This window comes from Paenibacillus sp. PCH8, assembly GCF_002968835.1.
GTDB lineage: Bacteria > Bacillota > Bacilli > Paenibacillales > Paenibacillaceae > Paenibacillus.
The window spans coordinates 127,536-149,379 of record NZ_PKQK01000004.1; the positions used below are offsets into that span (position 1 = coordinate 127,536).

The window sequence follows — 21,844 nt, forward strand, 5'->3', positions numbered from 1 at the left end:
AAACGAATCCGACAGAGTTAAGGCTTCTCTGTCAGACCCGCTGGATTCGTTACACGGATAGTTGGTTGAGCATTAGGCTTGCGGGATAAGCTTTTGAGCTGTTTAAAGCTAATAAACTGTTTCGATTCTTCATCCCACAGACGGAAGCGCAAGGCAACCAGACTGGAACGTAGTGTGATGGTCGTTGCTTTTTGCAGAGGTGGTGTTGCATTATGTGCTTCTTCCAGGAAATAGTTAGGTACACGTGGGCTCAGATGATGCACATGGTGGAACCCGATATTACCAGTGATCCACTGCAACAATTTAGGTAATTTGTAATATGAACTACCTTCAACAGCTGCTTTTACATAACTCCATTCATCTTCATGTTCAAAATACGTCTCTTCGAACTGATGCTGAACATAGAACAGCCAGATACCGAAGAACCCGGAAAAGAAGAAGATAGGTGCCTGCACCATGACAAAAGCCTGCCATCCGACTAGCCAGCACATGAAAGCATAAAGCCCAACGATCAATACCGTAGTCAGGTGAGTATTAATACGTTCTTTACGTCTTGCACCTTTGCGGTTAAAGCGATAGGCGAGCAAAAAGACGTAAATAGGTCCGACACAGAACAATACGAACGGGTTCCGATAAATCCGGTAGAAGAGGCGTCCCCAAGGAGAGGCTTCTTTGTATTCATCAACCGTCATGACCCAGATATCACCTACACCACGTTTATCGAGATTACTGCTGGTTGCGTGATGGATGGAATGCTCGTTTTTCCACTGCTGATAGGGTGTTACTGTTAATACGCCTGTAATGGTGCCCAAAATATCATTGGCACGTTTGCTCTTGAAGAATGAACCATGACAGCAGTCATGGAAGATAATAAAGGTACGCAGTACGAATCCGGATGCCACCAAGGCAATCGGGAAGGTTAACCAGTAGGAAACCGATAAGCTAAAGTATGCCGCAGCCCAGAGTAAAACGAGGGGGAGCAATGTATTGATTAATTGTCGGATACTTAATCGAAGATCATTGTTTTCGTAGGGTGTGATTTCTTTTTTTAGCGCCATTTCTTTCGTTCTGCTCATTGACGTGTGTCCTCCTTCATTCGTTATAACTGTAATCAGCTACAACCTGACGTTTCCCGGTAGAACTTTCCTCTTAGGAAGCGTTTTTATCATTGTAAAACAATACGATCATGACAGTAAGTCATAAACGTCAGCCTTTTATTATGATGAATATCAAGGATGACCCATGACATTTGTCATGGGTGTATGAAGGTATTTACTTATTGTCAGTCAATAAAAGAACATTCTTTCAGATTCCTTTGCACTATTTACGCAACAATTTGTATTATGTATACAATTTTTGTTGTGAGCATGGTAAAATCTATCTTTGAGTGCATGACAACTTATGAGACTGGTCGATAGGTTGATTTTTGATGGATTGGATGGAACATATGATGAAAAAACGATTAACGGATATTTTATTTATTATGGCAGGTGCGTTTTTATTTGCACTGGCGGTGAATCTCTTCGTGATCCCGAACGATCTGGCAGAAGGCGGTGTCACGGGCATCACCATTATTTTGTATTACTTGTTTGAGTGGTCACCGGGATTGATGAATTTGATCCTAAACGGTATATTGTTACTCGTTGGTTACCGGTTTCTCGATAAAACGACGACGGTATATACGATTATTGCAGTCGTATTCAACTCCTTGTTCCTGCACCTTACGGAGAGCTGGACCATTGCGTCGGATGAGCTCTGGATCAATACCATCTTTGGCGGATTATTCGCCGGCCTTGGCATTGGCTTGATTGTTAGAGTGGGAGGCACAACGGCGGGTACAGTTATCCTGGCCCGACTTGCCAACAAATATCTGGATTGGAATATCAGTTATGGACTTCTGTTCTTCGATCTGATCGTAGCTTTCTCGTCATTCTTCATTATTGGACCACAAGGATTGATGTGTACGATTGTCTTGCTGTTTGTCGGAACCAAAACGATGGAGTTCATTATTGAAGGACTCAATCCGAAAAAGGCGGTTATGATTATCTCAGCCAAACAGGATGAGATCGCGAAGCAAGTGATTGAGAAGATGGACCGCGGAGTAACCGTTCTGTCTGGTCATGGATATTACACGAAAAATCCGAAAGAAATTCTATACATTGTGATTAGCAAGCAAGAAGTTTCTATGCTGAAGAAGATTGTACGAGCGGAAGACGAGATTGCTTTTATCACCATTCATGATGTGCGTGATGTATTCGGGGAAGGATTCATTGAACTTTCCAAGACGTAACACTTATATGGAAGAAAAAAAGTTGCGGTGAAAGCTCACTGCAGCTTTTTTTGTTGTAGGCGGGCGAACACGTGGCGTCATCTGAGGTTCAGCTCGACAAGAGCAGGAGGATGGGAATTTCATGTCATTTATTCAAGCAACAAAAGCTGTACACCTCCAAAATCCGGTGATATATTGAATTTAATTAATTTGTTAATAAACTTAACTAACTAAAGAGGAGGCGATAAATTGGCTGGCACACCGCAATATATCCGTAACCTGAATGAGAATCTGATTATGGATGCTCTCATTGCTCAAGGAACGATGTCGAGAGCGGATATCAGCCGTCAGACCGGACTTAGCAAACCTACGGTGTCGTCTGCGATCGAACATCTGATGGAGAGAAATCTGGTGAGAGAAACGGGGAGAGCTGACAATGCACAAGGACGTAAAGCAACCCTCATCCGTTTCAATGAAACAGCTTATTATGTCTTCGGTATAGATATCGGGGCAACACGTATTCGGATTGCGTTATCCGACCTGAATGGAGAGATCATCGCTTATCGAACGTATCCAATGGTCATCCACGAAGCCAATGACCAAGCAGAAGCGAGTATATTGATGCTTCTTCGGAGCCATATCAACGAACTGTTGCACGAGAATCAGCTGAACTGGAATCAAATTCAGTGCATCGGTTTCGGTATACCAGGTGTGGTACGACCTGAATCGGGGCGAATCAGTCGTATTGTGGACCCGTTAGCGGGATTGGAACAAGCTTTTTCGCTGGAGTCGTTGTCTGGTGCATTCCCCTGTGAAGTTATCCTGGAGAATGATGTGAATCTTGCGGCGCTGGGTGAATACAGGAGTGGCGCAGCAGCAGAGTCACCACTATTCGTCTTTTTCTCCATTGGTACAGGAACGGGAGCTGGCATCATGGTACATGGACAACTGCTTCGAGGTCTCGGTGGGTTAACCGGGGAGATCGCGGAGATGCTGGTGGAAGACGATCGGCGCCTGGAGGACGTTCTGTCAGCTGAGGGTCTGATGCAATTGGCGAAACGCCACCTCCATCTGAAGGGTGCTTCGTTCGAGACGGTTATACGTAGTGTTGATGCAATCGCAGATGAAGATGAAGATCAAGTGGAGGGAAATCTGCACAGATACCTAACTCCAGAGAAGTTATTTGCAGCTGTTCGCAGTGGAGAAGCAGTTGCGCTAGAGATTATGACACAGTACAGCCAGAGGATTGCTTCAGCTCTGCGTCATATCAGCGTTGTGCTTGCTCCTGAACTCATTGTGCTTGGCGGAGGTGTAGGTGGAAACGGTGATGTGTTATTGCCATTGCTTAAAGAGATCGTATCTAAGCAATTCCCGGTGCAGCCACAGTTAATTGGTTCCAAGCTTGGGGAGCAGGCTGTCGTCACTGGGGCAGTGCAGGTGGCAGTACAACAAACGCTGCTGAATCTTCAGCAGGAAGCCATGGAATAAGATATTGGATATATACATGTGAGGAGGCGAACGAGATGACCGAATTCGTAAACAGTGCGAGTAATGATCTTCAGTTCAATCAGGTTAAAACGGTTAGTGATACATCCAATTGGATTGCAGGTATTGATATTGGTGGAACCAAAACATTAATCATGTTGTCATCACAGCGGGCGGATAGTGAAGTCCATGAGTGTCGCTTGCCTACCCTTGCCAGCGATCAGCCGGATGAGTTCTTCCGATGGTTATTCGCTGAATTGGATACGTTCTGCCGTGAGGTTGGGTGCAGTCTGGATCAACTTTCAGGCGCAGGTCTGGGATTCCCTGGCGTGATACTGCAAGAGGAGGGCATACTGCGTAATGCCCCGGCATTTCAGTGGCCTGAGCAAGATATTCGCCCGATCATTGCGAAGTATTACAACGGAAATATTATTTTGGATAACGATGTGAATCTGGCTGCGATGGGCGAATATGACCAAGGTGCAGCGCACGGACATCGCCATTGTGTCATGGTCACGGTTGGAACAGGCATTGGAGCTGCACTTGTCCTGAATGGACAGCTGTACAGCGGTCAGAATGGAGCAGCAGGCGAGATCGGGCATTTCATTACAGGAGACGAAGGACTTCAACCAGGGTACATAGCGGATGCTGATGCATTTGGTGTATTCGAGCAAGTGACTTCAGGCACCGGGATTACCGAACAGGCGAGGCGTTATTTTGCAGATGGCAAGGGAAGCTCCTTATCTCTGATTATGAGTCTTGCGGGAGGGGAAGCGGAACAGATTGAAGCCAGGCATGTGTTCAAAGCAGCCGAATCAGGTGATGTTGCTGCACTGGAGATCCTTGAACTGCCCATGCGTTATATGGCGAGGGGGCTGGCGAATATCACAGCTTTACTTAACCCTTCCATCATTGTTATTGGTGGTGGCGTGGCTGCATCCAACCCAACCTATTATCTAAATGAAGTGCGTACACGTCTTGAGCGTTACACCGTTCTGCCTACGCGTTTAGCTGTAGCTGAACTTGGGAATAAAGCAGGAGCAATCGGAGCATTAGCCGCAATCCGGTCCATCTGACACGGAGAGATCCATAGAGAACAGGCGATGCGATTATAGAACTAAAGGATGGAGATCCGGATGAGAAGCAGACATATGAAGGCTTACACAGAGAAAACAAAAGCCGATTCCAATGATGCAAGACGTGTATTACTCAAATTGCAGGGCCTATATCTATTTATGGGGCTTGCCGGAGGAATGTTTAACCCGTACATTAATCCCATATTGGTTGCACAAGGTTTTTCCAGCAAAGAAACCGGATTTATCATGGCATTTGGCACACTTGTATCCATTATCCTTCAACCTATATGGGGAATTCTGGTAGATAAGTTTAAAAAGACACGGTTCGTACTGATTATAAGCTTGCTTATTCCAGCATCCTTAGCCTATTTCTACAATATTCAAGTGTACTTTATATTAATATTGATTTATACTTTATGCACTATATTCCAAGTGACTCAAATACCTGTGGCTGACTCTTATGCGGTTACAGCCGCAAGAGCAGCCCATACGTCTTATGGCATGATCCGACTCTTCGGGAGCATCGGAACTGGAGTTGGCGGATTTGCAGCAGGCATGTATCTCTCCCAGTTTTCCATTCACATGTTATGGCTTCCATTTCTTATGTTTAATATTCTAAGCGCAATACTGGCAAGTACACTTCCCCGGCAGACGAGCATATCCTCGTCCTCGGTAACCTTCTCCGTAGGTTTGGCAAGATTGCTCCGAAACCGGACATTCCTTCTTTTTCTGACTGGCTGTTTCCTGGTTAACCAAACGCTTACTGCGTTTAACTCCTTTTTTGTTATTTCTTTTCAGATGGCCGGCGGTTCAGTGACCATGACGGGTACAGCGTTGCTGCTCGCATCGATCACCAATGTCCCATCCATGTTGGCGGCCGCATACATTCTCCGGAAATGGGGGCATGAGCGAACCATGCTGTTTGCAGCCGGGGCGTATATGTTACGTTGGGGCATACAATGGCTATGGCCGTCTCCTGAGGTCATGATTGGAATTCAGGTGCTGCATGGATTATCCTTTGGATTCTTCTATATCGCAGCAGTGGAATACGTGGCTTCCGTTACCGGACGGGAAATGCAGGCGACAGGACAAAGTTTATTTAACATGGTGTTTGCCGGACTGGGTGGAATTGTTGGTAATATGCTCAATGGATACCTGCTCGATTCTGGCGGTCCATCACTGATGTATCTTGCTTGCACGATTAGTGCGGCACTTGGGGCTATTATTCTGTACATCGTCAGCAGACAGGCCAAAGAACAGAGAAGATCCTACTCACTAGATTAAAGAAGGAAGGAGCTGGAGCCTATGAAGGTTAATCTGAAGCGGAATTGGCACACCAAGTTGATCTATTCCTACTTTCCTATTTTTCTGCTTACGATATCCATTCTGATTTTTCTCTCCTTCCTGATTGTCAATGAACTCTCACGAAACGAAACCCAAAAAGCTGATATGATCTCCACCCGTTACATTGTAGATACGCTGGAACGCTCGCTGAGCGACATTGAAATTCGGTTGCTTGAAGATATCGGTTCAAACAAAATATACAGTCGTTTTCTGGAAGCGGGTCAGGGACAGTTGTCGAGCCAGTTCATCTATGATGCGGCAAACGGGCTGGGACGTATGCTGGATCAGCAGGATATGATTCAATCCATTTATCTGTATCGTATATCCGATTCCCAGATCCTTACACCAAGAGGTATGATGCGCATGGAAGATTTTGAAGATCGTGCCTATATTGAGCAAGCCTTGACGAATCGGGAGAACCTCGGGTGGAACCTGCCCCGGGAGTACAAAGAGCGTTCCTTTGACGTACCCTCACAGGTAATCAGTATGAATAAGTGGCTTCCATTACCGTGGGGAGGGGAAGGTCTGCTCGTGATTACGATCCGCATGTATGCCGTAGAGAGGCAGATCGATCACATGACCAATGAAAAGCTGTCTGTTCTTCAGGTTCGCGACAACAACGACAATCTGGTCTATACAGCACATCAGATGGACGCTTCAGCAGGCGAAATTCTTAATCGTGTACCTGCTGATAAGCTAGGTCTGGTCTTCGAGAGTGGTATTCAATCTGGACAATTGTATTCATGGGTATCACTCGTCTCCTATGTGTGGATTGCTATTGGATTATTAACCATAGGTGGTGCGGTGGCGGGACTGATATACATCACCCGTAGAAATGCTCGACCCATCCAGCTCATCATGAATCGAATTCAGGCATTACAGCCACGTGCCGAGGAAGAAGAAGCAGCTCCGGCCGTCAAAGATGAATTGGCACTCATCGATCGTGCTCTGGAACATCTGATCGCCCAAACGGTTGACTATGAGAAACAGCATCATGAGAACTTGCTTATTCACCGTAGACAATTACTCGTTGACCTGATGGAAGGAGAGCGAATGGATTCGTTCCGTCAGCGACTACGCCATCTGCAACCGCTTGAGGAACGATTCATGGAACCGCAAAGTGTTGCTGTCCTCATTGCGGAGATGAATGGTGAAGATCTTTCGGCCAATCAGAATATTCTGAAGATTGCGCTCATGAACGTCATGGAAGAACTGGTCCAGAACGAGACGAAATTCGGCGCTTGGGCTGAATGGTTTGGTAACCGCAGGCTAATTGTTGTCATTGCATCGGATGAAGAGGAAGGACTCGATCGGGAATTGCTTATGGATCTGGCGAAGCAGATGCATATGTGGATTGCGGAACATTTTCGGCTTCGGTTAACCTTTGGAATTGGGCGAACCGTTTCGGGCTGGGAGGAAATCACCAGGTCCTACGCCAGTGCAGAGGCAGGTTTGCAGCATAGACTTACCCTGGGTAAGGATGCCATTGTGCTCAGTGAACAACTGCCGGATCGGTTTGAGCTTCAATCGTACAAGTACTTGCAGATGCTTGCAGACTTTGTGCGTGAATTCAGGCTTACGGGTGATGGTTGGCGGACACAGCTGGATCAGATGTTCGTTGCATTCAGCGAAGATCAGATCAAGGATAATGATATCCGCATGTTGTTGCAGGCATTAATCCAGATGTTGTCCCGAGAATTCGGGGAATTGTCTGAACGGCTGCAAAGCCAATTTGCTGAGGATATTCTAACTCGTCTTCGTAGTGATATCCAGCAGGTGGAGACGCTGGAGGGAATTCAGGAGATTTTGCAGGAATGGCTGAAAGAGGTCTATCGTAATTATGTGTCTGTGAATGAAACGAAAAGTCATCGTGCGATGATCAACGAGCTGCGGATCTATATTGAAGAACATTTTGATGATCCAGATCTGTCGCTGAAACATCTGAGTGATCGGTTCCAAATCTCGGGTAAATATGCGAGTTATCTATTCAAGGAAGAGTTTGAGATGAAGTTTGTTGATTTTCTGGTGAAATTAAGGGTGGAAAAGGCTTGTCGTCTGTTGTCTGCGTCGGATATGGCTGTTCAGGATATTGCGCTGCAAGTCGGCTATGCTAATGCCATCTCATTCGGTCGAGTATTTAAACGGATTATGGTCGTGACACCGGGAGACTATCGTAAGCAGAGTGGGAAACAAGGGGATTGAATACCGAGGTTCTGAGCGGTAGAACATGCAATTTGAAATAAAATTCAATATATGTTTAGCGTGATTACATGAAATCTTCTGTATGAGGACATAAGGTTCGTACCTTAGGGTCCTTTTACAGAAGATTTTTTGATGTTTAATACAACATCTTCAACATCTTAGGTCTATTAAGCAGGTGCGTTAAGGATTTTTACGAATGTCCTATACTAGATTATGACAATCCATTCATTCATAGGGCAGGAGTTGAAGATGATGTACAAATACGGTCAGCAAGTGTGGGGATCGGTAGATATCAGTAAACAGGTTACCATTACAGCAAGCAACAACATATTTACATTTAACGTAGATGGCTCGTCATATGCGATAACGATACCTGTTGGTACATACACGACAAGTCGACAGAGGCATGAATCCGAACTAATTCAAGCTATTTCGAAGGCAACCTCAGCCCAGAACATTCCGGTACAGTTTATTTTGGGTGGGATGCATTATGATGAGAAGTATAATGTATTGATCCTGGAACATACGGATACGAGCAACGAACATGTCATCGATCAATTGGCGGGAAATGCCATGGATACGTTATTTGGTCAAGTGAAGTTTAATCTTCCGCCGAGGGATTAGTGCATGAAATGCTTTTATATGTGCTGCACATGGAGATCACTACAGATGTGGTCTCTTTTTGTTATGTTTTGAAGGAGTATCAAGCGAAAAAGGATTATTGCGATTTGGGCGATGCCAAATTGTATGTGAGAAATCAAGATAAATAGAACATTATATGTTATTATAGTTAACGTTAAAGGGGCGAAAATTGTATATTGTCAGGAAATATGTTTATATATCGCGGTATTCAAGTAAAAAAACGTCATTTTTACATTTTGAAAATAGTTTATTGTCTAATTATAAGATCATATGTAATGATTAGTGACATTCACAGGTGCAACGAAATCGAAAGAACAAAGTGGAGTGGCAATCATGTGAATCCATATCAGAGTGTGTGCGAAAGGGGAAAGGTCAAATGAGATTATTTCAAAGACGTAAGGCAGGCAAGGCAAGTTCAATCCTCGCAGTGGTAACAGCATTCACTCTATTATTATCTGCATGTTCATCAGGAAGCGAATCTACATCTTCATCAGGAGAGTCGGGTTCGGGGGAAAAAACGACTTTGAAAGTAGAAATCTTCGACCGGGGAAATACTCCGGCAGGCTACACCATTTCGGACAGTTATCTGACTCGCTTCATTCAAGAGAAGTTTGGTGATCCAAACAACATCGATGTTCAGTTTGTTCCGGTACCACGCTCCGAGGAAGTACAGAAACTTAACGTTCTGATGGCGAGTGGCTCTGAAGTACCTGATATCGTATTTACCTACGATTCGGGAACATTCAACCGCTATGCAGAGCAAGGAGGTCTGACTGAACTTACGGATCTGATCAATCAAAGCGGTCCCAACCTGAAGAAGTTCCTGGGAGATGAAACGCTGGCTTATGGTCAATACGATGGGCAACAGTTCGCGGTTCCAGGTAAACGTCTTGTACTTGGCAAGTACGCGTCCTATGTTCGTCAGGACTGGCTGGACACGCTCGGACTGCCTTCACCTGAGACAGCTGAGGAGCTGCATATGACACTGAAAGCATTCAAAGAAAAAGATCCAGGTAAGGTAGGTACAGGACTTATTCCTATGGGGATGTCCATTGCCTCGGCTCAATATGAACCGCTGATCTGGTCTTTCATTGAACCACTGACGGAAGAACAAAAATATACATTAACGCAACAACTGGGTTCCAATGACTATCCAACCTTATTGCCTGGTTTCAAGGACGCCCTGAAATATATGAACACACTTTATAATGAAGGGTTAATGAGTAAGGACTTCGGACTCGACAAAGACAAGAAAAAGCTGTGGGAAGATGTATCTAACGGCAAAGTTGGATTCTACACCGAGGATGCGGGGGAGATCTACATCTCTGGTACGTACAAAAACCTGCAAACCAATCAACCTGGTGCAGTGATCACACCGATTGATGCATTCAAAAACTCGGAAGGCAAATTCGCCAAACCGGCATATGCACCTAATGCGATGTATGTCATGATTCCAAAATCAAGCAAAAATGCTGAAGCAGCCATGAAGTATCTGGATTGGATGGCTTCGGGCAACAATCTGTTCGACTTGCAATTTGGTGTTGAGAACGAGAACTACGAGCTTGTGGATGGTGTTCCACTAATCAAGGATGACGCATCCCCAGAGATTGCAGGTCGCATTTATAATTCCGGTGACATTGCCATTATCGTCAATGGTAAATACGCTGGGGATGATAAGAAGAATGAAGAGGCATATGTTGTACAGGTAGAGTCGCAGTATCGGGATGATATGCGTAAGTCGGTAGCGATATCCAACACAGACACGATCCAACCCGTACGCTTCTCGAAACCGATTGAGGCAGAGTCTCGTTATGGTAACGGGTTGAAAGACAAGTTTATGGAGTTCTTCGTGAAGACAACGATCTCCAAACCAGCTGACTTCGAAGCCACATATGACAGTATGATGAAGGATTACATGGCAAGCGGCGGTCAAGCGATCTTGGATGAACGCATGGAAGCTTATAATGCAATGAAATAAGTGGAGTAGAGATCACATCTAATACGTAAGGCAACAAAGAACAGGGACTTCATAAAGGCGAATGACAACATCGTCTTTATGAAAGAATCCTGTATGACATGGGGGGAAGGTTTATGAAAACAAGCGTCTATTTCCGCAGAAACTGGCAACTATATGCGTTGCTCCTACTGCCCATGATCTACTTCATCATTTTCAAATATGGGCCAATGTATGGCGTACAGATTGCGTTCAAGGACTTTAACTTCTTTCAAGGGATTGCCGGTAGTGAGTGGATTGGCCTGGATGCGTTCAGAGAAGTGTTCCAAAATCAGGGGTTCTATACTGCATTACGCAACACGTTAGTTCTTAACATGCTGGATTTGCTGGTTTCTTTCCCGGCTCCGCTAATTTTGGCCATTCTATTGTTCGAACTGAAGAAGGCCTGGTTCAAAAAATTGGCACAGACATTACTATACATTCCACACTTTATTTCCTGGGTTATTATTGGGGGATCGTACTTCAGGTATTCGGTACGCAATCGGGCTTCATTAACAATATGTTAATGAGTATGGGATTTGATCCATTACCTTTCCTGTCAGACAAAAACTATTGGCTCTTCACGTACCTTGCGGTAGGCGTGTGGCAGAGTGCAGGCTGGGGTACGATTCTGTATCTGGCATCCCTGACAGGCATTAACCGGGAACTGTATGAAGCTGCGGAAGTGGATGGAGCAAGCCGGCTGCGCAGAATCTGGCACATCTCCTTGCCGGGCATCAAAACGACCATTGTTACCTTATTGATTATCAATGTCGGCAACATGATCTCCATCGGCTTCGACCGACCATTTATTATCGGAAACGTGGCTGTGCGTGAATACTCGGATGTACTCAGCACGTTTGTCTATCGTGTCGGTTTACAATCTGGTCAGGTTACGCTCGCAACAGCTGTAGGTTTGTTCCAGGCATTAGTTGGACTTGTCTTCATACTCGGAGCGAACTATACGTCCAAGAAATTAACCGATGAGAGCATTATGTAGTGGATTGTTTCACATATGATCTGTAAGGAGTGAGTGAGATGTCTGAAAACACGGCGAATCGAATATTCAACACGGTAAACGTCATTCTTATTATCATTACGATGGTGCTGTGTCTTGCACCATTCATTCATATTATTGCGATCTCGCTCAGTTCGAACCGGGCGATCGGTTCAGGAGAAGTTTCCTTTTTCCCCAAAGAGTTATCCTTTGAGGCGTATTCCAAAGTATTTGCAGATGGATCGATGATTCGTTCCCTCATCTATACCATTTGGCTGACCGTTCTGAGTACGGTGTTAAGCATGGCGATGACCATTGCAGCTGCATATCCACTGGCGAAGAGTAATCTAAAGGGGCGCAAGTGGTTCATGCTTGTCATTGTGGTGACGATGTTCTTCAGCGGGGCATTATTCCCGAGTACATTCTGATTAAAAATCTACATTTACTCGATAGCACATGGGGACTTATTCTGCCTGGACTGATCAGTCCGTTCTACATGATCATTCTCATTACCTTCTTCCGAGGTATTCCTGAAAGTCTGGAAGAAGCGGCGGGCATTGACGGAAGTAGCCATTTCGGAACACTGATGCGCATTATTTTGCCTCTATCCCTTCCGGTTATGGCGACACTGAGTCTGTTCTACGCAGTAGGACGCTGGAATGGTTTCCAGGATGCACTCATGTATATTACCAAGCCTGAGCTATACCCTTTGCAATTGAAATTGTATCAGATGATTCAGCAGAACCAGGTTACGGAGCTAATGCAGAACGAAGGAATTGGCGCAGTTCAGGTGCTACCTGAGAGTCTGAAAGCGGCCAGCGTTATATTCTCAACGTTACCGATCCTACTTGTGTATCCGTGGTTGCAACGGTACTTCATAAGCGGCGTAATGGTAGGTGCTGTAAAAGGTTAACAGTCTCGGGAGGTCATATGACATGACACAACGAATGGTAGAGAAAATGTCCAAAGAGCAGCAGTATCTAGTGAATGAGTCCATGTTGATGATGGATAGCTTTTATGACAAGGAACGGGATCTGATTCGGAGTTTTGAAGAGGATTCGTCGCAGCACAGTACACGAGCAAGTGCACATTATGCGCTCGGGTTGCTGATTCGAAATGAGCCTGGTGATGTGGAACGCGCGATACGAGTGTTCCACAAGGTGCTTGATTATCAATATGACGCTCCGGATGAAATCTATCACGGAACCTTTGCGACCCGACCGAATGATGTGCATCCACCAGCGGGTCACTATGCTTGGAAATCTTTTGCGCCAGGCACGGCCTATTTCCTGGAACGCACCTTTGAGAAGGTGTCTGCGCAGTTTATCCATAAACTACAGGAAGATGGTTCTCTGCTCACAGAGGCCGCAGATCCGAAACGGATGAAGCAGTTTTTCAATGCTGCGGTGAACGCGTTTTTGCCACCCGTCTGGATTAGCTATGACCCCAACTGGCGTGAATTCATTGCGTGTGTCTGTGCAGTTGTGACTGCTGAATTCGCTGAACTTATGCCTGAGACACTCATGAAACGGATGGATTATGCGATGGAGCTGGCGGTTCAAGGCTCGATAGATCGCAGGTTGTCGGACGTGATTCCCATGAATACGAATATTGAGTTAATGCATATTTTCATCACCCACTATTATGGTCATCGCTTTAACCGGATGGAATGGATTCGTCATTCGGATGAACAGGCTGAAGGGTTGATGAAGGAGTTTGAACAATACGGCGGTACATTCGCGGAGTTCAACACGACAACGTATTACGGGGTTGATCTATCCGTGCTTGGTATGTTCAGGAAATATGCACGGACGGATCGGATGCTTGAAATTGCTCACCGGATTGAACACGGGTTATGGAATAACATTGCGTTATATTACAATGCCAACCTGGAGAACCTGTCCGGACCGTTCTCTCGGGCGTATGACATGGAGATGCGAGAACATAGTTCAATGGGTGTGTTTATTTATCTCATGTTGGGTGAAGGGTACGAATATCTGGCAGGAATCAACTGTGAGTCTGGCCATGATCCGCTGATTGCACTCCTGGGTGTGGATGTACCGGCTGAAGCTGTTCGGTATTTCAAGGCTCATCAAGGGGATCGTCTTGTACAGAAACAGTTCATGGAACTGTGTGAACGGAATGATCCAAAAGCGAATCGGAATCTGTGTACAGCGAAAGCCTGGATCGGTGAGGATCGGATGATGGGAGCCATGTCGGGAAGCCGAAATACGAACGGGCAGATGCATCCAGCCACCATTCACTGGCAGACGGAGACGGGGGAACGTTATGATTTGCGTTTGATCCGCCGTGAGGTTGGCGGGGATTGGAGTAGTCATCTGAGGGGAATCACGTTTGAAGCAGATGTCACGTCGAATTCATTGAATATTAACGTGCAGTTGGAGACTGCGGACGAGATTGAGGTGGTTTTTGAAATCAGAGGACCATCCCTTCGTCAACAGGACATTACACCAACATTGTGGCAGTTCCCTGGGCTTACGTGTACCGTGAAGGTCGAGGCGCCTGAGCCCTCGGTGGTAATGTATGCAGAGCATGCCGAGATCATCTATCGTTATGTGCCGGGTGAGATGGAGAAGCGGATGAGATTCGAATTGAACATTTGTGAAAATGAGATGTAAATAGTGAGATCGTTAACTTATATAGATAGAGAGCAATGGAATATGAATAGGCGTTGGAATGGAAGACAGGAGGACCAGTGATGTATACGGACAAGAAGGAATATTCATTCTCAACATGTTGGAATATCAAACGTCATACGACTGGACAAAGCATGATCGAAGAGATCAAGTCTCTCGGATTCCGAAAGGTGGAACTGAACTATAACGTTACGGAAGAATTGCTGCAAACGATAGAACCGATGATTGAACGGGGAGAGATCGGTGTATCCAGCGTGCATAATACGTTCCCTCATGTGGCTGATCCCGATTACGGGACGGATTCCGTTCTGCTCGGGTTTGATGATGAGCCACGCCGTAAACGGGCGATAGAATTACTGCTTCGCTCTGCCGAGTATGCGCATCGGTATGGTGCCAAAGCTGTCGTAGTGCATCCGGGCGAGGTGCCGTTTGAATATAACATCGATGAAGCGTTGAAAAAGATCTATCACGATCAAGGACCGGATTCACCGGCGTATCAATCACTTTGGCAAGAGATGCTGGTGAAGCGGGAAGATGAGAGCGGGCATTACCTGAAACGGATTCAGGATAGTCTGGAAGAGGTATGTGAGTTAGCGGAGCAGCGGGGATACGGAGTGGATTTTGGGATTGAGACCCGTTCACGCTGTTATCAGATGCCGACATTGCACGAAGCGGGAACGATTATTGGACGAATGAAGGGCGCGCCGCTTGGCCTCTGGTACGATATTGGTCACGGCATGATGATGGATCGAATGGGACTGTACGATAATGTACGTGAGGCTAACGCGTTGATTGATCATGTGGTTGGCGTGCATATTCATGAAACCGTAGGGTTAGCAGATCATTGGTGTCCATACATCCATAGTAAAGACATGACCTTTTTTGATTCATTTTTGGATATTATCGACCGTTCTCCAGTGAAAGTGTATGAGCTTAAAGCGGCTTGTACACCGGAGGAGATCGATGAAAGTCATGGATTGATTACAGGTCGTATTGCTGAACGTCAGGCGGCACGTCAGCGCGGATAAGGGATATAAGTATGTGTTATGCTATGCGCGTAGATGTGTAGATAACATGGCAATGGACGATGTGGAGATAAATAATCGAAAAGGGATCGGTTTCATCAGCCTGGGGGCTTGGTGAGACGGATTCCTTTTTCGAAGCTAACGAACCTGACACATTCTATTTAAAGAATATGATCCATATTTCAATTGAAACGAATTTGAGACTTCTGAGACACGTTATCTCTTCGTTTATAGCATCTTTCTGCCAATTTCCACTCGTCTGCTCCCATTTTTGTTAGAGTGCAAGAAAGGGAGTCACAATATGGTGAGAGTAACGATTACACTACCTAATATCAAAGTAAGGTGGCAGTGAGGTATTTTCTTTTTACTCGTACATCCGTCGTTCAAGTTCGGCATAGGCAATCGCAGGATCACCACTGGAGTTGTCAATATAGGCGACGGATGCAGCAGGGAGCGGCCAGGCCACTTCTTTTCGGACGAGAGAAGCTGTGAACGTATCCCAGTTGGCTAACTTCCATTCATCCAGTGGGGATTGTCTCGCTGTGATCCGCTCGTGATACATGGCTTCATTTTTCAGATAAATATAGGCCACTCGAACATCGGTATCATTCAGGGTGCGCCCAATCTGTGAAAGTTCCTGAGTAATCCAATCGGGAGTTTCAATTTCTTTGGTAAATGGTCCCACAACGATTGTATCAATACCCAACTGCACGTTATCCAGAGCGGCGTCCATCGTAATGCGGTACCCAAGATCACGGCACAGCCGTTTGTATTCAGGCGAATCCCGGTCGGATGGGTCGAGTCCCTGAAGAGTCATAATCGCCTCAGCCGCTGGCCGAAGCAGGATATCCATATCGAAGAAAGCAGCTTTATGTTTACGGGAGAGAGTTTTGGCAAGTGTAGTCTTACCGCTCCCAGCCCCGCCGAGAAAGAAAATTAGTTTGCTCATGAATGTAATGCCTCCTCAGTATGTTAGAAGATCGTGTGGAATGTAAGCTAATATTATTTTGTTTATTTTAGCATAGTCCACATGGTAGTCTCACTTGATTACCTGCGAAGGAAACCAGATATGACGCAGGTTCACCCAGCCCTGACTGTTAAAAGATAGACCACGCACGGAAGGCAGATAAGCGGTTTCTACCGGTTTCTCGGATAAATGGAACAGTAAATTCTGATCAATCAAGAATCGCTCAATTCGGTCTAATTCAGAAGTTCGATCTGCTGCGATTGGAGAGGCAACGATGGTTTGCAATATCTCATGGATCGTTCTTCGAGTAGAATCTTCAAGATGCTCAGACAACGTGGAGTAAAGATCATATCTGCGTAGTTCCTCGTCCCTGTCCCGAATCAGCGAGAAGAGAATCAGATCAGACTCCAGCCGCAGATTTCCTTTGAATTGCTCCATTGTAGCGGTACGGACGGTACAGGAGAAACCGCGTTGCTCCAGCACGGACGCCAGATGTTGGGCATCCCTGCGATATTGTGGAATGGTTGCGATGTGCAGGGAGACGGGATGAGTGGCAGTGAGTTGTTGAGATAGATCGCTAGATTCCGCCGAGTGAACCTGAACCATCTGGGTACTCACTTTACTAGAATCAGGAACCACGACCTCAGAGTCATCTGTATGTCCGTCATCTCTATACATTCCAGCAAGGCATGACTTGATGTGTGCTCTTACTTCCGGATCGTTTAACGGTCCGATTTTTTGCGTATTACACGTAAGTAATTTATGAACCATCACACCTGCACTAATCTGTGTCCAATCGGCACCCTCGGACGAAGGCGGATTATGAACAAGATGGAAGAATGGAGTTTCGATATCTTGACTATCATCCATTTTTGCCGAGGCACTCCACGGAATTTGCAGGATATCTACCCGGTCCATATGTGCTCTACCCTGAAAATACGATGAGAAGGCTTCAAGTCTGCACAAATGATCATTCCAGGCAGTGACCTTGAACGGCCCTGTTCCAACAGGTTTTTGCATCCCATGCACATCACCCGCATGTTTCATGTTCTGTTCGTTTTTTCCTAATAAAGGTACAATCGCCGCACGACTTGTTGTAAGAAAGGACAGAAACAATTCGTGAGGGTCTTTAAGCTGGAAACACACGGTTAAGGAATCGACCGCTTCAATAGAAAGAATCTGTTTACTTACATCACGGTAAAGTGTTCTGCGATCTGTGGATTGTATTCGTTCGAACGTATACACAATATCATGAGCCGTCAGCATCTGACCATTGTGAAAAGTAATGCCTTTTCGTAAATAAAAGATCCAGGTCTGCCGATCTTCACTGACATCCCAGGTATGAGCCAAACAGGGAAGAATCTCACCCTGTTCGCCCCGCTGAACCACTCCATCGAAGACATGACTGGTGACAAAGGATTCCGCCAGTAGATTAATGTACAGCGGATCAAGCGCATGAAGTTGTTGGCGAAGGGGCAACCGAAGCGTATCGATCCGCTCATTATTCGTACCCGCTTCTGTATGATGGCCTGAATATCCAAGCAACCATTGGTTTAGATGATCCTGCATGGTGGTTGAACTGGAGAAAGCTCTTACCTGTTCAGCGGCTTTCTGCAACTCCTGTCGGTTCATGGCTTGCATCATGTATTCTGCAGCGATCTGATCTGCCGGAACAAGCAGGGTCAGTGAAGAGCGTCGACCGCGCCCTCGCTGGGAAACCCAGTTAATCCAGTCATGAGTAACCATCTTTTTGACAATGGTTAGTGTGTTACGGTGCGTACAGTCGAGCAGTTGGGCGAGATCTGCAAGTGTAATTTCATGTTCTGTCTGATGACCATATTCGTTATGAAGTAGCAGGTATTGCTGATGTAATTTCAAGTGTGGATTCCCTCCTGGAGGCGATCTCTGACGTAATATATTAAAATAAGAAGTTTTATCGACTTTAATTTCTATTTATATTCCTATTTTATCATCTAGAATAAAGCATAGAAAGGTTAATGGAGGTTTTTCCCATGATTGATAAAATAATGGCTTCACCACACCGCGCTTTAATCACGTTACTATCGGCATGGATACTGGCTGTTATTCACCAGTATTTGTTTTATGGCCATGAGGTTGGCGTCTCGTATCCCATTTTTATAGTTCTATTCTATGGTTTCATGTATCTCTTTGCCAGAGATCGTATGAGAGTGCTAACTGCAATTGATGCTTTTGTAGCTGGCATAGTGCTTTTGTTGTCGCTAACATTCCTGTTACACGATAATGAACTGCTACGTGTGCTTAACTTCCTGGCTGTGCCGGGCCTTATTATCTTACATATGACCTATCTGCTTGGCAGAAAACAGAGACAGTGGTGGGAGATTGGTTTGATTGGTACGGCTATTGACCATTTGTTGCCACAAGCCATACGTCACTGGGGGACAGTTGCAGCGATTGCTGTAAAAGCAGGAGGACGTGGAATGGGCAAATCACAGAAAACGGTTGTTTTCAAAGTGCTCATTGGCCTAGTGGCATCCTTGCCAATCCTTTTCGTAGTGGTAACATTACTGTCTTCAGCTGACGGAATTTTCAATGAGTATCTATCGGGTTTCCCGGAGTGGTTAAATCAGCTGACTCTTATGCCAGGACTGCCGAGAATCATCTGGATTTTCATTGTAGGTGTATTGTTCTTCGGTTATGTATGGGGATATGTACAGCCGATGCAATATGAGGCAGAGAAGAGAGCGAACGCACATTGGAAAAATGGAGCAGCATCCACGGTTATTACCCGTGATCATATGCAGGAAGTCTCTCCTGAGAAGCCGGTCACTGAAGGTCAGTTTACGAATAAGATGACACCCGAGCCTCCAAGCACTCCGGTTCATCGAGAACCATTCCGATTGGACCCGATTATTGTGGGCACCATGCTAATGGTTATCAACTGTGTGTACGTTCTGTTTGTACTCGTACAATTTTCATACCTGTTTGGTGCGGGTGAGGGTTATCTGCCGGCAGATCTGTCCTATGCAGAGTACGCAAGAAGTGGATTCGCAGAATTGGTTCTCGTCACGGGTATTAACTTCTTCATCCTAATTATTGCATTGCAGTATACACGTTCAAGTGGAAGAGCAGGGTCAATCGTGCATCAGGTACTGCTCTTGGTTCTGGTCAGCTGTTCAGCAATCATGCTGTACTCCGCGTTCATGCGCCTTAATCTCTATGAGCAGGCGTATGGATATACGTATATCCGCTTCTTGGTACACGCATTCATGATCTTTATGGTACTCTTGTTGCTGATCGCTGGTCTGCGCATCCGATATACGTCGATCCCGCTGATTCGCTGGTATATTGTCCTGGCGATCACCGCCTATGTTGCGGTCAATTATGTAGGCATGGATAATCGGATTGCTGAGCTGAATATTGAACGATATCATCAGACGGGGCAGATCGATGCATCTTACTTGGCGAGTTTATCAGCAGATGCGACTCCGTTACTTCGAGAGTTTGCTCTGAAGGAGTACCCGGATCTCAAGAGAGAAATGCTGGAACGTCAAGCCGATCTGGACATGTATACAGCAGACCGTTCATGGCCTTCTTATAATGTTGCAAGACACAGGGCCGAGCAGGAATTGTCCAAATTGAGAACGGAATAGATCCGTAACGGCTTTTTCCAGCAGTTAATTTATGCAAAACAATATGTAAGTGTTATAATATAAAAATGAACTTATAAAGGGGGTGAATTCCTTGTTTGAACTTCATGAATTATTGCCGTATATATTCTCGATTGGACTCATCTTCACCGTCAGTTACGCCTATATTGCCCATCTTCACTGTGGCATGACAGAGTATTGGATGGAAGGTGGCGCCGGTGGTGGACTTGAACCAGCTCTTCCCGCCTTGTGTTTGGACAGACAGCACAGGACGGAAGACCGGGGCAGAATGATTAGACGAAGAGAAGCGCCCGATGAAGATGAACCAGATTGTCATGCCTCGTTGAACGATTGGTCAACACCAAATCAACGAGGAGGATATATATGGAACATAAGACTAACAAGGGGTTCACTTTTACATTTGGCAAAGGACGGATCTATGGCCTGATTGCAATTTTATTTGCAGTTATGCTACTTGCCGGATGCAGCAACAACGTAACGGAGATTACTTCATCAACACCAGGATTTTTTAATCACTACGTCGTATTTCCGCTGTCGTATCTCATTCAGCACATTGCAACCCTATTTAATGGTAGCTTCGGGGTTGCAATTATCGTAATTACGCTGGTCATACGACTTGCACTGCTGCCGTTGATGATGCGCCAGGCGAAGTCTCAGCAGGGAACACGAGTGATCATGAACGCCATGAAACCCGAAATGGATGCACTCAAGAAAAAATATGATGGCAAAAATGACCCTGCTGATAAGCAAAAGCTGTCTCAGGAAACAATGGAACTCTACAAGAAACATAAGTTCAATCCGCTGAATATCGGTTGCTTGCCGATGCTCATTCAGTTGCCTATACTTTCAGGTATTTACACAGCCATTCGACTTACACCAGAACTGTCCTCCCATTCGTTCTTATGGTTCAAACTGGGAGCGCCGGACTATGTACTCGCTGTGGTGGTTGCAGTCATTTATCTGATTCAAGCCAAGGTATCACAAGCCAACATGGCGCCTGAGCAGCGCAAACAGTTCGCCATTATGGGATATCTTTCTCCGCTGATGATGGCATTCTTTTCTCTTTCAGCCCCGGCAGCGATGCCGCTCTACTGGACGGTCGGGGGTTCGTTTCTGGTGTTGCAGACGTTATTATTCCGCAAAATGTACCCGGTCGAACACCCGCAGGAGCCTGTGGTTGTGGAAGTGAGCAAGAAAAAGAACAAAAAATCTACCTCATCCAAACCTTCTCGGAAACCTGCAAAGTCTTAATAAACTTGGTCGCAGCAGTTGGCTGCGGACACGGTGATTACGGAAACTTGATGAACACGAAAAACATAATGAAGAAGCCTGATCCATATGGATCAGGCTTTTTTTGTACTATAGGGTATTCCTTTTTTTGATCTTTTTGCGAAAGCTGATGAACAGCATAACGTCCGCTTCCTGTTCCCCAATATCACTTAATGATGATATACTTACCTGATGAAACATGATATTGATAATCAATATCAATTAATAAGTGATATATACATGGGAAAAAGTGAAATGAGGAGTGCGG

At 45.5% G+C, this 21,844-nt stretch carries 14 protein-coding genes and 2 pseudogenes; 13 read left to right on the plus strand and 3 right to left on the minus strand.

Features of this window, described 5'->3' with window-relative positions; all coding sequences use genetic code 11:
* Positions 1–17 precede the first annotated feature (17 nt).
* Positions 18–1,076: a Delta(5) desaturase DesA gene (gene desA, locus C0Q44_RS22240; protein WP_105409422.1), complete on the minus strand. Its 1,059-nt coding sequence runs from the start codon at positions 1,074–1,076 to the stop codon at positions 18–20.
* Between the two features lie 374 nt (positions 1,077–1,450).
* On the opposite strand from desA, the gene C0Q44_RS22245 reads away from it, so the two are divergent.
* The 11 genes and pseudogenes from C0Q44_RS22245 to C0Q44_RS22295 all read left to right on the plus strand — a co-directional run bounded on the left by C0Q44_RS22245 (position 1,451) and on the right by C0Q44_RS22295 (position 15,693).
* Entirely contained in the window at positions 1,451–2,290 is an 840-nt protein-coding gene (locus C0Q44_RS22245) for a YitT family protein (RefSeq protein ID WP_105409735.1), read from the plus strand.
* A gap of 228 nt (positions 2,291–2,518) precedes the next feature.
* Positions 2,519–3,757 (plus strand): ROK family transcriptional regulator, encoded by a 1,239-nt coding sequence (locus tag C0Q44_RS22250; protein WP_105409423.1) that lies wholly within the window; start codon positions 2,519–2,521, stop codon positions 3,755–3,757.
* Positions 3,758–3,792: 35 nt separating this feature from the next.
* Positions 3,793–4,830: an ROK family protein gene (locus tag C0Q44_RS22255; RefSeq protein WP_105409424.1), complete on the plus strand. Its 1,038-nt coding sequence runs from the start codon at positions 3,793–3,795 to the stop codon at positions 4,828–4,830.
* 60 nt (positions 4,831–4,890) lie between these two features.
* Positions 4,891–6,114, plus strand: a complete 1,224-nt coding sequence (locus C0Q44_RS22260) for an MFS transporter (protein WP_308737456.1) — start codon at positions 4,891–4,893, stop codon at positions 6,112–6,114.
* 21 nt (positions 6,115–6,135) lie between these two features.
* Positions 6,136–8,376, plus strand: a complete 2,241-nt coding sequence (locus C0Q44_RS22265) for a helix-turn-helix domain-containing protein (RefSeq protein WP_105409425.1) — start codon at positions 6,136–6,138, stop codon at positions 8,374–8,376.
* A 252-nt stretch (positions 8,377–8,628) separates the two neighbouring features.
* The gene (locus C0Q44_RS22270; RefSeq protein ID WP_105409426.1) at positions 8,629–9,000 is read left to right on the plus strand and encodes a hypothetical protein; all 372 of its coding nucleotides are present in this window, start codon (positions 8,629–8,631) and stop codon (positions 8,998–9,000) included.
* Positions 9,001–9,394: 394 nt separating this feature from the next.
* Positions 9,395–10,996 carry an extracellular solute-binding protein gene (locus tag C0Q44_RS22275; RefSeq protein ID WP_105409427.1) on the plus strand — a complete coding sequence of 534 codons (1,602 nt, stop codon included), beginning with the start codon at positions 9,395–9,397 and terminating at the stop codon, positions 10,994–10,996.
* A 113-nt stretch (positions 10,997–11,109) separates the two neighbouring features.
* Positions 11,110–12,011, plus strand: a pseudogene (locus C0Q44_RS22280) (ABC transporter permease).
* 38 nt (positions 12,012–12,049) lie between these two features.
* Positions 12,050–12,921, plus strand: a pseudogene (locus C0Q44_RS22285) (carbohydrate ABC transporter permease).
* Positions 12,922–12,943: 22 nt separating this feature from the next.
* Complete coding sequence (locus C0Q44_RS22290) at positions 12,944–14,647, plus strand: hypothetical protein (RefSeq protein ID WP_105409428.1); 1,704 nt, start codon at positions 12,944–12,946, stop codon at positions 14,645–14,647.
* A gap of 80 nt (positions 14,648–14,727) precedes the next feature.
* The gene (locus C0Q44_RS22295) at positions 14,728–15,693 is read left to right on the plus strand and encodes a sugar phosphate isomerase/epimerase family protein (protein WP_105409429.1); all 966 of its coding nucleotides are present in this window, start codon (positions 14,728–14,730) and stop codon (positions 15,691–15,693) included.
* Positions 15,694–16,054: 361 nt separating this feature from the next.
* On the opposite strand, the gene C0Q44_RS22300 is transcribed toward C0Q44_RS22295, so the two are convergent.
* Positions 16,055–16,639, minus strand: coding sequence for a P-loop nucleotide/nucleoside kinase family protein (locus C0Q44_RS22300; protein ID WP_105409430.1), 585 nt, complete (start codon positions 16,637–16,639; stop codon positions 16,055–16,057).
* A 90-nt stretch (positions 16,640–16,729) separates the two neighbouring features.
* A complete protein-coding gene (locus C0Q44_RS22305) occupies positions 16,730–18,535 on the minus strand; it encodes an ABC transporter substrate-binding protein (protein ID WP_105409431.1) in 1,806 nt (601 codons plus the stop codon).
* 134 nt (positions 18,536–18,669) lie between these two features.
* Between C0Q44_RS22305 and C0Q44_RS22310 the strand changes: the two genes are divergently transcribed.
* Both C0Q44_RS22310 and yidC read left to right on the plus strand, forming a co-directional pair.
* Entirely contained in the window at positions 18,670–20,289 is a 1,620-nt protein-coding gene (locus tag C0Q44_RS22310) for a DUF4153 domain-containing protein (protein WP_105409432.1), read from the plus strand.
* Positions 20,290–20,670: 381 nt separating this feature from the next.
* Positions 20,671–21,558 (plus strand): membrane protein insertase YidC, encoded by an 888-nt coding sequence (gene yidC / locus C0Q44_RS22320; protein ID WP_105409433.1) that lies wholly within the window; start codon positions 20,671–20,673, stop codon positions 21,556–21,558.
* Positions 21,559–21,844: the final 286 nt, after the last annotated feature.